Here is a 13,519-nt window from a genome sequence, read left to right as displayed (position 1 = left end):
TAGGGGGAACTACAAATGAAATTAGCAAAGCGAGTAGCTGCTTTAACACCGTCTTCAACTTTAGAAATTACAGCAAAGGCACAAGCATTAAAAGCAGAAGGTCATGATGTAATTGGATTAGGGGCAGGAGAGCCTGACTTTAATACACCAGAACATATTATGGATGCTGCACATAAAGCGATGTTAGAAGGACATACGAAGTATACACCAACAGGTGGTTTACAAGCGCTAAAACAAGAAATTGTGAAGAAGTTTACTCGTGATCAAGGAATTGCGTATGATCCGTCTGAAATTATTGTATGTAACGGCGCAAAGCATGCATTATATACATTATTCCAAGTATTACTTGATGAAGGAGATGAAGTTATCATCCCAACTCCTTACTGGGTAAGTTATCCTGAACAAGTAAAACTCGCTGGAGGTAAGCCAGTTTATGTAGAAGGCCTGGAAGACAATGAGTACAAAATTACAGCGAAGCAGCTGCGTGAGGCAATTACAGAGAAAACGAAAGCAGTTATTATTAATTCACCGAGCAATCCAACAGGAATGATTTACAGCAAAGAGGAATTACAACAGCTTGGAGAAGTATGTTTAGAACATGATATTTTAATCGTTTCAGATGAAATTTATGAAAAATTAATTTATGGTGGAGCAGAATATACTTCAATTGCCCAGCTTTCTAATGCATTAAAAGAACAAACACTTATTATTAATGGTGTATCTAAATCTCATTCTATGACAGGATGGCGTATTGGATATGCAGCAGGAAATAAGCAGCTTATTAAAGCGATGACGAACTTAGCGAGTCATAGTACGTCAAACCCTACTTCAATCGCTCAATACGGTGCAATCGCGGCATATGCAGGCACACAAGAACCTGTAGAAACAATGCGTCAAGCATTTGAAGAGAGATTAAACATTATTTATGATAAATTAATTCAAATCCCTGGCTTTACTTGCATTAAACCACAAGGTGCATTTTACTTATTCCCTAATGTAAAAGAAGCTGTAGCTTTATCAGGATACGAAACTGTTGATGATTGGGCAAAAGCTCTATTAGAAGAGGAAAAAGTGGCTCTTGTACCAGGTACAGGATTTGGTGCTCCAAATAACGTTCGTTTATCATATGCGACATCTCTTGAACAAGTGGAGAAAGCATTAGAACGCATTCATACGTTTATGAACAGTAAAGTGCAAGCTTAACTGTATATTTTATTAACACAATACCAAAAACCTTCCTACATAATAGGAAGGTTTTTTTGACGAATTGTGGCAAAAAGAAATAGTGAAAGGTGTGTTATACTAGAGAGCGAGGTGTTTGGTGATGAAAAAGAAAATGATGTTACAGTGGTTTGAGCAGGGAAGCATTGCAATTCCAAAATTACTTATGATGCATTATAAAAAATTAGGGTTAAATGAAACGGAATTTATGGTTGTACTTCATGTACACACATTTTTAGAATCGGGCAATTCGTTTCCGACTCCGTCAGAGATTTCAGAACGGATGACTATTACGGAAATGAAATGTATGGAAGTAATTCAGACATTGATTCAAAAAGGTTTTTTATCACTAGAAGGTGGACAAAAATCAGAAGCGATGATGTGTGAAAGTTATTCTTTACAACCGCTATGGGAAAAAATATTGCATTTCTTTATGAATGAATCAATAGAGGACGAACAAAAAGAAATAAAACAACTGCAAGTAAATTTATATACAGTATTTGAAAAAGAATTTGGAAGACCACTTTCTCCATTTGAATGTGAAACGTTGGGAATGTGGGAAGATCAAGATCAACATCATCCGAATTTAATTCAAGCGGCCCTCAGGGAAGCTGTAATGAGTGGTAAGCTTAATTTCCGATATATTGATCGTATTTTATTTGAGTGGAAAAAGAATGGTATTAAAACAGTAGATCAAGCCCAAAACCAAGGACGGAAATTTAGAGAAAATCAACAACGAACGCAGCAAACGACAAAACAAGAGACGAAATTTACTGGGAAAGTGCCTTTTTATAATTGGTTGGAGCAGTAATGTAGGAGGAAGTATATGTTAAATAAAACGCAAATTCGCTATTGTTTAGACACAATGGCGGATATGTATCCAGAAGCACATTGTGAATTAATTCATGATAATCCGTTTGAACTAGTAATCGCGGTAGCATTATCTGCACAATGTACAGATGCGCTTGTAAATAAAGTGACGAAAAATTTATTTCAAAAATATAAAACACCAGAAGATTATTTAAGTGTTTCTTTAGAAGAGTTACAACAAGATATACGTTCTATTGGATTGTATAGAAATAAAGCAAAAAATATTCAAAAGTTGTGCCGGATGTTGCTGGATGATTATAACGGAAAAGTTCCAGAAGACCGTGACGAGCTGACGAAATTACCAGGAGTAGGGAGAAAAACAGCAAATGTAGTTGTTTCGGTAGCATTTGGCATTCCGGCAATTGCTGTTGATACGCATGTAGAGAGAGTGAGTAAACGGCTAGCGATTTGTAGATGGAAAGATTCGGTGTTAGAAGTGGAAAAGACTTTAATGAAGAAAATTCCGATGGATGAATGGGGCGTTACACATCACCGTATGATTTTCTTTGGACGTTATCACTGTAAAGCACAGCGACCACAATGCGAAGAGTGCCGCTTACTAGAAGTATGTCGTGAAGGAAAGAAGCGAATGAAGGGGAAATAAAGGATGGAGCGAGTGATAGAAATACCGAAAGAATTTCGGTGCTTACCATTTTTTGAAGAAAGTGTAGATTCGATCGAGTATCATACAGAACAGTCTTTTGAAGAAATAATACAAAATACTTACTTTATATTTGATATTGAAGGACAATATGAGCCGTGGAATGAAATTGAAAATAGTATTCCTGTACTGTTGAATGTATGGAAAAGTAAGCATGAAGACATTGCAACACTATTTCGAAACAGAAAGAAGCAAGAAGCTGAGGGTCCAATGATTCTTTTTGCAGCACATTTGTTATCGATTGTATATTGGCTAAATGAGCAACCTGTTCATTGTTTGAATGAAATGGAAGGTTATACGAATAAATTGGAAGTACAACCAGTTAATTTTATGGAGCGATATTCATTCATTATAAAGAAACCGAATAATTATCATTCATATATTCAGTTAGCGCAGTTGTATATTGAAATAGAAAAGCTATATGTAAAGAAAATGATAACAAAAAAGAAGTCCTTTTCTCGTTAAGAGAAAGGACTTCTTTTTGTGTATTAAGACTCTGTTGCAATAACATTTCCGTCTGCGTGAGGAGTAGTATCTCCTCCAGTATCCTGTTGTTGTTCTTGTTGTTTGTGTTCTTCTTCAGCCTTTTTCTTGGCTTCTTCTTCAGCCTTTTTCTTAGCTTCTTCTTCAGCTTTTTTTCTAGCTTCTTCTTCAGCTTTCTTTTGAGCTTCTTCTTGCTGTTTATGCTGTTGTTCTTGCTGTTTACGCTGTTGTTCTTGTTGCTCTTGTTGTTTACGCTGCTCTTCATCAGCTTTTTTCTTAGATTCTTCTTGTTTTAGTTTATCTTCATTAGCCTTTTTCTGTGCTTCCTCATCAGCTTTTTTCTTAGCTTCTTCGTCAGCCTTCTTCTTAGCCTCATCCTCAGCTTTTTTCGCGTCTGGAGTTCCACCAGGCGCAGTGAAGGATGCACCAACTGCAGGGCTCGTTCCTGTACCTTTTTTCGCTACTACAGAGAAGCTGTAAGTAACGCCTGGTTTAATACCACCAAGAGTAGCTGTCGTACCACTTATTGATAAGCTACCACTCGAACCGTCAGTCGCTTTATAGCTTGCTGCATACGCATCAACTTCTGCTGGTCCAGACCAGTTTAGTGTAACTGTGCTAGCCCCATCGAAAGTAACATTAAGACCACTAGGTGCATCTACTTTAATTTGTTTCACTGCATCTTTCTTAGCACCTTTTACGTACAATTCACCATTTAATTCTTGTACAGAAGAAGGACGTTCAAAACGTGATTTATCTGTAGCGAATTTGCTCATCATTACTTGGAACATTTGTTGCGCAATTCTAGTAGAGCGATCACCAATGTAATTTTCTGGACTATCCTTTTCGTAACCCGTCCAAACAGCCATTGTATATTGCGGTGAATAGCCAGCGAACCAACTATCTCTGTTTGCATCAGCTGGAATACCATATTTTTTTATAACGTCTTCATCAAAGTTTTGTGTTCCTGTTTTACCAGCTACGTCTATACCTGAAACGTATGCTGTAGGACCTGTACCACCAGAACCAGGTTTTACTACGTCACGAAGAACGTCAGTCACCATGTAAGCTGTATAGTCGTGCATTGCACGTTGTTCTTTCGGTTTAAAGTTTTTCTTTTTCCCGTCTGGGAAGATGACTTCTTTTACGAAGTGAGGCTTGTTATACACACCGTCATTACCAAATGCGGCATACGCCCCAGCTACTTGTAATGGAGAACTATCGTTACTACCAATTGCTGTTGATTCATATGTTTTTCCGTCTTTAAATGTCATGCCTAAGCCTTCAGCAAACGCTTGTGACTTAGGAAGGCCAACCGCTTGGGCTGTCTTTAAAGCCGGGATGTTTAATGATTTTTTCAAAGCTTCACGTAGTGAAACGTCACCCTTGTAACTATTTGTTGCATTTCGTATTTTTTTACCATTGGAATACGTATACTCTGAGTCATTTAATTGATGGTATGTAGACCATTGTAAATTCTCAATTGCTGGACCGTAGTCGAAAATTGGTTTCATTGTTGAACCAACTTGGCGTTTTAAATCAATGGCCATATTATGACCTTTGAAAGTAGACTTACTTTCTTTACGCCCAGCTCCAATTGCTCTAACTTCTCCAGACTGTGTATCCATAAATACGAATGATCCTTGGAATTGATCATTCGGATACTTAATAAGGTTCCCATCCATAATTTTATCAGCGTAATCTTGAGCATCTTGATCAAGCGTTGTCTGAATCGTTAAACCGTCTGAACCGATATTTATATCCGGATATTCCTTTTCAACTTCCTTTACAACAGCATCTAAAAATGCTTGATACTTCATTTCAGTTATTTCTGAAGACGGTTGAAGACCCTCTGTTACTGGGATCTTAACGGCGTTATTCATTTCTTCTTTTGTTATATAACCATGTCGATTCATTAATGATAATACGACATTACGACGATTTGTTGCTCGTTCAACATTTTCCTTTTTGGTTGGATCATAAATGTTTGGACCTTGGGGTAAACCAGCGAGCATAGCAGCTTCATGTAATTGCAAGTCTTTTAAATCTTTACCATAATATTTTTGCGCTGCTGTCGCAATACCGTATGAACGGTTACCTAAATTAATCTTATTTAAGTACATTTCTAAAATCTCATGTTTAGAGTATTGTTGCTCTAATTTGTAAGATAAGTACCATTCTTGTACTTTTCTCTTAGCAGTTTTGTCCATCGTTAGAAAATAGTTTTTGACTACTTGTTGTGTAATCGTACTACCACCTTGAGATCCGAATCCTCCAGTGACATTTTCCATAACTGCTTTTGTAGTTCGTTTAAAATCAATTCCATTATGATCATAGAAACGTGAATCCTCAGTTGCAAGGAATGCATTTTCAACTACTTTTGGAATTTGATCATAAGTGACGTGGGTTCGTTTTTCAGCACCGTATTCATAGAAAAAGTTCCCATTCTTATCAAGAAACTTTGTTGATAAAGGATTGACAAGTTTTGATTTGTCTAATTTTGGAGCATCCTTCACCATAACAAAGAAAGCGGAAACGCCAGCTACAAGACCAACGATACCAAGAAGTAGACAACCTATAAGGAATTTTTTAAAAAAGGAGCCTTTTTTCTTTGGTTTTTTTTCTTTATTTGTTTCTTGCTTTTGCTTTTGATTTTTTACATGATTTCGTTCTGTACGAGAACGATAATTATCTGACATTATACTTTCTCCTACCTTTCATTCTCTCCCCAAAAGTCGAAAAAAGAGCCTTAGTGATGACTCTATCACGAAAAATAAACCGTGTCTAGTACACGGATATAATCAATCCGAGGGTGATAACCGCATGATAATAAAGATCCATGCTCTTCTATTTCTTCTTTCGTAATCGATTTCCGTCCACCAGTATTTTGTCGATTCCAAAATGCAATAATATGTTTTGCATCTAATAAATAAAGTTCATCAAAAAGTGTAAATTTAATAATAACAAATGCAATTCCATTATGAGCGATTACTTGCTTCATATGTTCAATTTGATGAAGGTGGAAGTTTTGAAGTGGAAAGCTGGTTTTATTTTTTGTTTCTTTTGCTTCAAAATCGATGTATTTCCCTTTATATACACCGTTGTAATCTGTTGTAGAAGGTTGTTTAAAATACGCTTCTTTTACCACTGCAGCACTTCGAGCGGGGTAATCTACTTTTACAATTTGAAGAGGTGTAGGTTTTTTATGTACACATGCAATATTATGGGTTAAGTAATATTCATTTGTTTCATTCAATTCCTCTTCAAGGGACATACCTCTATTACTATAAGTATGCTTTTTAATTGGTGTTTTTTGAGGTTGTGAAGCTTGATTGTACCGTTTTCCATTTGGGTAACGAATGGTCATAGTGTGTCCACTCCCAACTTGCTAAGAATTACTTACAAAGGTGATTATAACAAAAAATGAAAAAAGATGTGACCTTTTTGAAGAAAGGTATGATGACTTATTCATGTTTACATGGAATGATTATGAAAAAATTACACAAAATCGTAAAAATATGATTTGTACAGAAGAAGAAAAAACAATCGTTTCCAACATTAAGAGGGAAATGGAAATAGCTAATATGGACAACGTTTCTCGTACACAGTCTTATCAAGAATATTATGTAAGAAATAGTGAAATTAGGTGGGCTTTTTTAGCGAGTATGGTTTCGAGAAATGCGGGATGGAATATGACTGATTTAAAGGGGAGGTATTATGCTACTGTTTTACCTCAAACAGTAAAACAACATTTATTTTTGACGTATGAAGAAGCTAATTGGATTATTTTTTTAGATGCATTTCCTCAGCTGTTGTTATACGAAGAAAGTAAGAGGAGGCAGATACCACTATTCTATTTGTTACAATATTTCAACGTATCAATTTTTATGGAAAAAGAATGGATATATTTTTGGGAGAAAAAAGATATAAATAGGCTCATGACAGCGCTTATTATAAATGAGCAAAATAAAATTCAAAAACCAATTATTGAGAATACATATTTTAAAAAACATGTATTCCAAACGGCACTTTTTAAATTACAAGAAATGCTTCATATTAGTGCCGTTATTTTTCCAACCGTTGAAGGGAATATGTATGGTTTTTCCGTTTATCAATTTGAAACGTTACAAAAGCGTATAGAGTTAGGGAAGAAATTAGCGGAGTTACTGTTTCATCCAAATTATAAAAGTTTATTCCATAGGTTTGCATTGCAAACTATACACACAGGATCAAGGGAAGATTATGAACATTATGTAAGAGAAGCTAGAAAATCTTGTACGCCAGCCCTTAGAGAGGTTTATCCTGTTGTTGCACATAAGGAAATAAGTATGAGAGATTGGTTTTGTAGGGATACGGAAATAAATGAGCTGTTTTTACTGAAAAAGTATAAGGGTGAAGTTGATATAACAGAATGGTATAAAAGAAAGAGGGAGCAAATCTACGCTGCTTCTATCGTAAATCGTTTTGTTAAAAGGATAGATGAGTTCGTGATATAATAAAAAAGAAGTCCCGTCTTCATAAATGAAGACGGGACTTCTTAATGTGAAGTAATTCTGCCATGTGTGCGAAAAATTCAATCTCAAAACTTAATGAATATAAGAGATTAAGGATGCTTCAGAAATGAGCATTTTGTAAAAGTACTAAAATTGCATTTTATCCCGCATTAACGGGCAGAAGACCCCGTCTCAAAATTCAGCGAAAGTAAAGAATTTTGAGACGGGGGTCGGGCTGCCCGTAAAAGCCCGATTGGTGAAGGCTAATAATCAGTGGGGGATGAACAAAACCCCACTGATTAAAGTTTCACTTTATGTAGCAGGGAAGTTTGGACCATCTAACTTTGGATTGCCAGTCTCGGGTTTATTTTGTTTGTTTTGTTTTTTCTTTTTTTCGTTTTTATTCTTTGCCATTTTCATACACCTCCTTTTTGTATTGTTACCATTTCTATAAATCACATACAAAATGATTTCTTTGACGAATAACAACTAGTTTTGTCATGTGGGCAGGAGTGAGAAATCATTCGGCGAAATTACATGACAAAGGAAAAGCAAAGAAGGAGGCGTTTTGTATATGGCGATGGTTCAGAAGGAAGATGTAATGAAAACAATGGATCAAATGTTAAGTTCTCTCGATTTGCTGGAAATGAATATAGGGATTAGAATGAATCATGCATTGAAGGATAAGAGTGAAAAAATATGTAATAAGATAGAAATAACAGAAATGCATATTGAGCATATGGAAAATAAATTAGTGCATCACGAAGAAAAAGGGAATTGGGTGAAGGCATTTCAAAACGTCGTAGTGAGTGCATAATAAGGTGGGAATAAAATGAAGTATGAAGCATTAATACAATCTTCGGAAAAACTTATGCAGTATAATAATGAAGCAAATGTGAAAAAAAGAGAAATGATTGAATACGATTTTTATAAGGATATGAAACCATTTGTAGATATGGTAGATGAGGAATTAAAAGTGTGGAAAGAATTAGCTTATAAATGGATTAAGGAAGAAAACCCGAAGTATATACATGTACAGCAAATTGATCAAGTGTACGATAATTTACAAACAAATGTATTGCAATGTTTTGTAAATAAAGGCAAAGGTAAGCGATTCTTTGAAACACACCAAGCCATTTCGTATACTTTGCAAAATATAATTGAGCAATGTAAGTAACAAGAGGGGAAACCCTCTTGTTTTTTTTATGCTTCTGTCATTGTTGAAGGTTTTGTTGCACCGTTTATTTCTAATTCTTTTATTAATATTCGGTAATCTGAAATGCCTATTTTTCCTTCGAGATACCAATGTCTCGCAAAGTCTAACAATTCATTTACATTTTCTGTGTAATACCCCTTTTTTTGAGAAAACGCTTGTTTTAAATCCCCTAATACCATGTTGATTCCTCCCCATGAGAATCTTCTTCTTCATTATCATAGCATGGAAGGGTTTTCTTTTTTAATTTTTTAAAAATTTAAACTTCCGACAAAAATAGACAGATACTCCGTCACACATATTATTTTACTGGTACATATTATATATGTAGAAACTTATGTGAAGGAGGAGAGAATGCATGTTTCAACAATCAAACGTATATCAGCAAACTAATCCATATACACAGCAAAATATGTACCAATATAATACGGATACATATTTACGGTATAATATGTATCCTTTCGAGCCTCATTATGGAAATCAAAATTATTACCAGCCATTTGAAGTTTCGTTTATGAATCAACAACAGCAGCCCTATATGGATCAACAACAGCAACCCTATATGAATTCACAATACTATATGCCACCACCATCTCCCTATGGAAATCAACAAGCGATGTTTTATCCACCAAAACAACCGTACCCGACGCAGAATAAACAAAAACAACAACAGCAACCGAGTCAATTTTCTAGTTTTGTTTCCCAATTTAAAAACTCAGATGGTAACTATGATGTAAATAAAATGATGAATACAGCTGGACAAATGATGAATGCGATGAACCAAGTGACAGGTATTGTAAAGCAAGTTGGAGGTTTTTTTGGTAAGTAATCATAGGGGGTTGTCTATAAAAAGCATTACGTATAAAGCAGAAGGCTAGACAAATTTCCTTTTAATAAATGGGTATATATAACAAACGGCTTTCCCTCTTTTCTCATATTGTAAAGTGTAGTCAGATTTTTTTTACGAGAGAGGAGAGAAAAAACTATGCATCATTGTCATCCTTGTTTTGGAGGGCATAAGCCTGTAGGACCTATCTGTACAACTGCTCCTGTCATTCATCCGACGAAACAGTGTGTAACACATTCTTTTTCAACAACGGTGGTGCCACACATTTTCCCAACACATACAACACATGTACATCATCAACAAATTAAAAACCAAAACTTCTTCCCACAAACAAACTCAAATGTAAATGTTGTAGATCCAGTTGACCCAGGATTTGGCGGCGGATGTGGACCATGTGGTCATGGACATCATGGACATCATGGACATTTTGGACATCAAGTATCTCCATTTGGACCAGGACCAAACGTGTCACCATTTGGACCAGGACCAAATGTATCACCATTTTTACCAAACAATGTATCACCAGTAGGTCCGAATATTGGACCAAACGTTGGTGGAATATTTAAAAAGTAAATGATATGTTAGAACTAGCGAAATGCTAGTTCTTTTTTTGTAGTTGAGGTGTAGATATGAAAGTTGTTGCTGTAACAGGATATAAGCCATTTGAACTTGGCATATTTAAAAATGATCATCCAGGAGTAGAATGTATAAAAAAGGCGCTGCGTCGTAAATTAACTGCTTTTGTAGAAGATGGTTTGGAGTGGGTGATTATAAGCGGCCAGTTAGGAGTCGAATTATGGGCTGCTGAAGTTGTTTTTGAGATTCAAGTAGAATATCCAGATTTAAAATTAGCGGTATTTACTCCTTTTTTAGAACAAGAAGAAAATTGGAAGGAAGATAACCGTGAATATTACGAATTTATTCTTTCGCAAGCAGATCACATTGATAGTATTACGAAACGGAAGTATGAAAGTCCAGAGCAATTTAAATTAAAGAATCAATTTTTTATTGAAAAAAGCGATGCACTTTTAGCTGTATATGATGAAGAAAAGCCTGGAAGCCCTAAATATATTGTAGAAGTAGCTAAGAAAAAAGGAGAAATAGAAAATTATCACAGTTATTTCATTCTTTTTTCTGATTTACAAGATATAATGGAAGAGGAACAGTGGAATAATGCAGAGTAATATGTAATATAGTACTCGTATATTTGATTGACAAAAAGCATTGTTTCTGAAAAAATTTAGTTAATGAAAGCTTTGGCAAAAATTTGAGGTGAAGAAAATGATTTCGGATAAAATTAAATTAACAGCGAAAGATATTTTAGAAAAAGAATTTAAAACAGGTATGAGAGGTTATCAACAAGAAGAAGTAGATAAGTTTCTTGATATGATTATTAAAGATTATGAAGCCTTTCATAAGGAATTTGATCAATTAAAACAACAAAATGTTCGTTTGAAACGTGAATTAGAAGAACAGAAAGTAGCGGCAACACAAGTTCCGCAACAACCGGTACAAACACCAGTTGCACAACCTGTATATAACAACACGAATACGGACATTTTAAAACGTCTATCTAATTTAGAAAAAGCTGTATTTGGAAGTAAGTTATACGAATAATTTCTGGTGGTAAAAAGGTTAAAGCATTTTACATAGAAAAAAACATTGCAAAATCTTTTTGTTTCCACTATACTAATGGATGTCATAACGTTTGGGTAATCGCTGCAACGCCAACGTTGTAGAGGAAAGTCCATGCTCGCACGGCCTGAGATGGCTGTAGTGTTCGTGCCTAGCCAATTCATAAGCTAGGGTATTCTGGCTGTAAGGCTGGTTTAACGGCAGGGAAAAAACCTAAGTCCTTTCGGATATGGTTTGACTACCTTTAAAGTGCCACAGTGACGAAGTCCTTGAAGAAATGATAGGAGTGGAACGAGGTAAACCCCACGAGCGAGAAACCCAAATAATGGTAGGGGAATCTTTTCCAAGGAAATGAACGATGGGAAAGGACAGGTTGTATAACCTGTAGATAGATGATTGCCACCGGAGTACGAGGCGTGGGCCGTTTGCAGTACAAAGGAACAGAACATGGCTTACAGAACGTTATGAACCAACTATGAAATAACTCAGCTCTCCTTTGTTAGAGGAGGGCTTTTTATTTGTATGAAGTTATAAATTATGAGTTAAAATGGTTAATGAGAAAATTCTTCGTAAAATGTAATAATTAATAGGACAAATTGCTGTTAATTATTGTTTGACTATACATAAGAGGTGAATGCAAATGGGAAAAGTTACTTTAATCGCAACAGCGGCCATGGGTATTGAAGCATTAGTTGCTCGAGAAGTTCGTGATCTTGGTTATGAATGCCAAGTGGAAAACAGCAAAGTAACATTTGAAGCAGATGAAAAGGCGATTTGTCGCACGAACTTATGGTTACGTACTGCGGACCGTGTGAAAATTAAAGTTGGCGAATTCAAAGCGACAACATTTGATGAGCTGTTTGAAAAAACGAAAGCATTAAACTGGGGAGACTATATTCCAGAGAATGGAGAGTTCCCTGTAATCGGTAAATCATTAAAATCTGAGTTGTTCAGTGTTTCGGATTGCCAACGTATCGTGAAAAAAGCTGTCGTTGAAAAATTAAAAACAACATATAAACGTACAACTTGGTTTGAAGAAGATGGTCCGTTATTCCGTATTGAGATTGCAATGCTCAAGGATATTGCAACATTAACAATTGATGCGAGTGGTGTTGGGCTTCATAAACGTGGATACCGCATGGATCAAGGGGAAGCTCCTTTAAAAGAAACATTAGCTGCGTCTTTAATTAAATTAACAAACTGGAAGCCAGATCGTCCTTTCGTGGATCCTTTCTGTGGATCAGGTACAATTCCGATTGAAGCAGCATTAATAGGACAAAATATCGCACCAGGATTTAACCGTGGCTTCGCATCAGATGAGTGGGGCTGGATCGGTAAACAAAACTGGCGTGAAGCTCGTCAAGAAGCTGAAGATTTAGCGAACTATAATCAACCACTGCAAATCATCGGATCAGATATTGATCATCGTATGATTCGAGTTGCTCAAGATAATGCAGAAGAAGTAGGTTTAGGTGATTTAATTACATTTAAACAAATGCAAGTAAAAGATTTCACGACAAAAGAGGATTATGGCTATGTTGTAACGAATCCTCCATACGGAGAACGTTTAAGTGAAAAAGCGCTTGTTGAACAATTGTACAAAGAAATGGGACAAGTATTCCGTCCATTAGACACATGGTCAGCGTATGTATTAACAAGTTACGAAGCATTTGAGAAGTGCTACGGAAAAGATGCATCAAAGAAACGTAAACTGTTTAACGGATTTATCCGTACAGATTACTACCAATACTTCGGAAAACGTCCACCGCGTAATTCATAGTATAAAACTCCTCCAGCGCGCATATACTGGCTATTATGTAATGCGTAAAGGAGGAACTGATATGGATAGTTTCCAATTATCAATGATTCAAAAAGCTATTCACCGTACGTATGATGAGCTCGGGAAAGAAGTGGATAGTCAAGGTGTGATTGTAGATGAAATACAAAAAGCACAAGAAGAATATTTGTCAGCTCTTTCACATGAAACAGCGATTGATAAACGGTATTTAAAGTCATTAATATAGAAGAAAATTTTCCTTTTTCGAAAGGAAAATTTTTTTTCGTGTATTTCTATGTATGGCAACAGGGGAAAGTGG

General features: G+C 35.7%; 17 protein-coding genes and 1 other RNA gene. 14 read left to right on the top strand and 4 right to left on the bottom strand.

Going from position 1 to position 13,519, the window contains the following annotated elements:
- The first annotated feature begins 15 nt into the window (after window positions 1–15).
- The 4 genes from aspB to QCI44_RS20350 all read left to right on the top strand — a co-directional run bounded on the left by aspB (window position 16) and on the right by QCI44_RS20350 (window position 3,217).
- Window positions 16–1,203 carry an aspartate transaminase AspB gene (aspB, locus tag QCI44_RS20365; RefSeq protein ID WP_016134017.1) on the top strand — a complete coding sequence of 396 codons (1,188 nt, stop codon included), beginning with the start codon at window positions 16–18 and terminating at the stop codon, window positions 1,201–1,203.
- 121 nt (window positions 1,204–1,324) lie between these two features.
- Entirely contained in the window at window positions 1,325–2,032 is a 708-nt protein-coding gene (dnaD, locus tag QCI44_RS20360; RefSeq protein ID WP_016088618.1) for a DNA replication protein DnaD, read from the top strand.
- A gap of 15 nt (window positions 2,033–2,047) precedes the next feature.
- Window positions 2,048–2,695, top strand: coding sequence for an endonuclease III (gene nth / locus QCI44_RS20355; protein ID WP_016088617.1), 648 nt, complete (start codon window positions 2,048–2,050; stop codon window positions 2,693–2,695).
- 3 nt (window positions 2,696–2,698) lie between these two features.
- Window positions 2,699–3,217 (top strand): YpoC family protein, encoded by a 519-nt coding sequence (locus QCI44_RS20350; RefSeq protein WP_088083493.1) that lies wholly within the window; start codon window positions 2,699–2,701, stop codon window positions 3,215–3,217.
- Window positions 3,218–3,240: 23 nt separating this feature from the next.
- On the opposite strand, the gene QCI44_RS20345 is transcribed toward QCI44_RS20350, so the two are convergent.
- Both QCI44_RS20345 and recU read right to left on the bottom strand, forming a co-directional pair.
- On the bottom strand, window positions 3,241–5,934 hold the full coding sequence (locus tag QCI44_RS20345) for a PBP1A family penicillin-binding protein (RefSeq protein ID WP_116363170.1): 2,694 nt from the start codon (window positions 5,932–5,934) through the stop codon (window positions 3,241–3,243).
- Window positions 5,935–5,999: 65 nt separating this feature from the next.
- Complete coding sequence (recU, locus tag QCI44_RS20340) at window positions 6,000–6,602, bottom strand: Holliday junction resolvase RecU (protein WP_016088614.1); 603 nt, start codon at window positions 6,600–6,602, stop codon at window positions 6,000–6,002.
- A gap of 103 nt (window positions 6,603–6,705) precedes the next feature.
- On the opposite strand from recU, the gene QCI44_RS20335 reads away from it, so the two are divergent.
- A complete protein-coding gene (locus QCI44_RS20335) occupies window positions 6,706–7,731 on the top strand; it encodes a DUF2515 domain-containing protein (protein ID WP_016088613.1) in 1,026 nt (341 codons plus the stop codon).
- A 309-nt stretch (window positions 7,732–8,040) separates the two neighbouring features.
- On the opposite strand, the gene QCI44_RS20330 is transcribed toward QCI44_RS20335, so the two are convergent.
- Window positions 8,041–8,217, bottom strand: coding sequence for a hypothetical protein (locus tag QCI44_RS20330; RefSeq protein WP_001982922.1), 177 nt, complete (start codon window positions 8,215–8,217; stop codon window positions 8,041–8,043).
- An 85-nt stretch (window positions 8,218–8,302) separates the two neighbouring features.
- Here QCI44_RS20330 and QCI44_RS20325 point away from each other — a divergent pair, with 85 nt between their 5' ends.
- Complete coding sequence (locus QCI44_RS20325) at window positions 8,303–8,545, top strand: hypothetical protein (protein WP_001252039.1); 243 nt, start codon at window positions 8,303–8,305, stop codon at window positions 8,543–8,545.
- 15 nt (window positions 8,546–8,560) lie between these two features.
- Window positions 8,561–8,905 (top strand): YppE family protein, encoded by a 345-nt coding sequence (locus tag QCI44_RS20320; protein WP_016088611.1) that lies wholly within the window; start codon window positions 8,561–8,563, stop codon window positions 8,903–8,905.
- 26 nt (window positions 8,906–8,931) lie between these two features.
- On the opposite strand, the gene QCI44_RS20315 is transcribed toward QCI44_RS20320, so the two are convergent.
- Window positions 8,932–9,123: a YppF family protein gene (locus tag QCI44_RS20315; protein ID WP_088083495.1), complete on the bottom strand. Its 192-nt coding sequence runs from the start codon at window positions 9,121–9,123 to the stop codon at window positions 8,932–8,934.
- 176 nt (window positions 9,124–9,299) lie between these two features.
- Between QCI44_RS20315 and QCI44_RS20310 the strand changes: the two genes are divergently transcribed.
- From QCI44_RS20310 to QCI44_RS20280, 7 genes are all read left to right on the top strand, one after another.
- Entirely contained in the window at window positions 9,300–9,770 is a 471-nt protein-coding gene (locus QCI44_RS20310; RefSeq protein WP_098986213.1) for a YppG family protein, read from the top strand.
- Between the two features lie 156 nt (window positions 9,771–9,926).
- Window positions 9,927–10,361, top strand: a complete 435-nt coding sequence (locus QCI44_RS20305; protein WP_016134022.1) for a CotD family spore coat protein — start codon at window positions 9,927–9,929, stop codon at window positions 10,359–10,361.
- 56 nt (window positions 10,362–10,417) lie between these two features.
- Window positions 10,418–10,972, top strand: coding sequence for an SLOG family protein (locus tag QCI44_RS20300; RefSeq protein ID WP_088083498.1), 555 nt, complete (start codon window positions 10,418–10,420; stop codon window positions 10,970–10,972).
- A 97-nt stretch (window positions 10,973–11,069) separates the two neighbouring features.
- Window positions 11,070–11,405 carry a cell division regulator GpsB gene (gene gpsB / locus QCI44_RS20295; RefSeq protein WP_000622428.1) on the top strand — a complete coding sequence of 112 codons (336 nt, stop codon included), beginning with the start codon at window positions 11,070–11,072 and terminating at the stop codon, window positions 11,403–11,405.
- Between the two features lie 87 nt (window positions 11,406–11,492).
- An RNA gene (gene rnpB, locus QCI44_RS20290) (RNase P RNA component class B) lies at window positions 11,493–11,883 on the top strand.
- A gap of 180 nt (window positions 11,884–12,063) precedes the next feature.
- Window positions 12,064–13,203: a THUMP domain-containing class I SAM-dependent RNA methyltransferase gene (locus QCI44_RS20285; RefSeq protein ID WP_000521222.1), complete on the top strand. Its 1,140-nt coding sequence runs from the start codon at window positions 12,064–12,066 to the stop codon at window positions 13,201–13,203.
- Window positions 13,204–13,264: 61 nt separating this feature from the next.
- Window positions 13,265–13,447 carry a DUF3921 domain-containing protein gene (locus tag QCI44_RS20280; protein WP_000376898.1) on the top strand — a complete coding sequence of 61 codons (183 nt, stop codon included), beginning with the start codon at window positions 13,265–13,267 and terminating at the stop codon, window positions 13,445–13,447.
- The last annotated feature ends 72 nt before the right edge of the window (window positions 13,448–13,519 follow it).

This window comes from Bacillus cereus group sp. RP37 (assembly GCF_040459695.1).
Lineage (GTDB): Bacteria > Bacillota > Bacilli > Bacillales > Bacillaceae_G > Bacillus_A.
This window is presented reverse-complemented; position numbering and strand designations above follow the sequence as displayed.

Excerpts from the sequence above, each read along its gene's own strand:
- QCI44_RS20345 (WP_116363170.1), bottom strand. The coding sequence starts at position 5,934 with ATGTCAGATAATTATCGTTCTCGTACAGAACGAAATCATGTAAAAAAT.
- QCI44_RS20315 (WP_088083495.1), bottom strand. The coding sequence starts at position 9,123 with ATGGTATTAGGGGATTTAAAACAAGCGTTTTCTCAAAAAAAGGGGTAT.
- QCI44_RS20310 (WP_098986213.1), top strand. The coding sequence starts at position 9,300 with ATGTTTCAACAATCAAACGTATATCAGCAAACTAATCCATATACACAG.
- QCI44_RS20350 (WP_088083493.1), top strand. The coding sequence starts at position 2,699 with ATGGAGCGAGTGATAGAAATACCGAAAGAATTTCGGTGCTTACCATTT.
- QCI44_RS20325 (WP_001252039.1), top strand. The coding sequence starts at position 8,303 with ATGGCGATGGTTCAGAAGGAAGATGTAATGAAAACAATGGATCAAATG.
- QCI44_RS20300 (WP_088083498.1), top strand. The coding sequence starts at position 10,418 with ATGAAAGTTGTTGCTGTAACAGGATATAAGCCATTTGAACTTGGCATA.
- QCI44_RS20335 (WP_016088613.1), top strand. The coding sequence starts at position 6,706 with ATGTTTACATGGAATGATTATGAAAAAATTACACAAAATCGTAAAAAT.
- nth (WP_016088617.1), top strand. The coding sequence starts at position 2,048 with ATGTTAAATAAAACGCAAATTCGCTATTGTTTAGACACAATGGCGGAT.
- recU (WP_016088614.1), bottom strand. The coding sequence starts at position 6,602 with ATGACCATTCGTTACCCAAATGGAAAACGGTACAATCAAGCTTCACAA.
- QCI44_RS20305 (WP_016134022.1), top strand. The coding sequence starts at position 9,927 with ATGCATCATTGTCATCCTTGTTTTGGAGGGCATAAGCCTGTAGGACCT.
- dnaD (WP_016088618.1), top strand. The coding sequence starts at position 1,325 with ATGAAAAAGAAAATGATGTTACAGTGGTTTGAGCAGGGAAGCATTGCA.
- QCI44_RS20320 (WP_016088611.1), top strand. The coding sequence starts at position 8,561 with ATGAAGTATGAAGCATTAATACAATCTTCGGAAAAACTTATGCAGTAT.
- QCI44_RS20280 (WP_000376898.1), top strand. The coding sequence starts at position 13,265 with ATGGATAGTTTCCAATTATCAATGATTCAAAAAGCTATTCACCGTACG.
- gpsB (WP_000622428.1), top strand. The coding sequence starts at position 11,070 with ATGATTTCGGATAAAATTAAATTAACAGCGAAAGATATTTTAGAAAAA.
- QCI44_RS20285 (WP_000521222.1), top strand. The coding sequence starts at position 12,064 with ATGGGAAAAGTTACTTTAATCGCAACAGCGGCCATGGGTATTGAAGCA.
- aspB (WP_016134017.1), top strand. The coding sequence starts at position 16 with ATGAAATTAGCAAAGCGAGTAGCTGCTTTAACACCGTCTTCAACTTTA.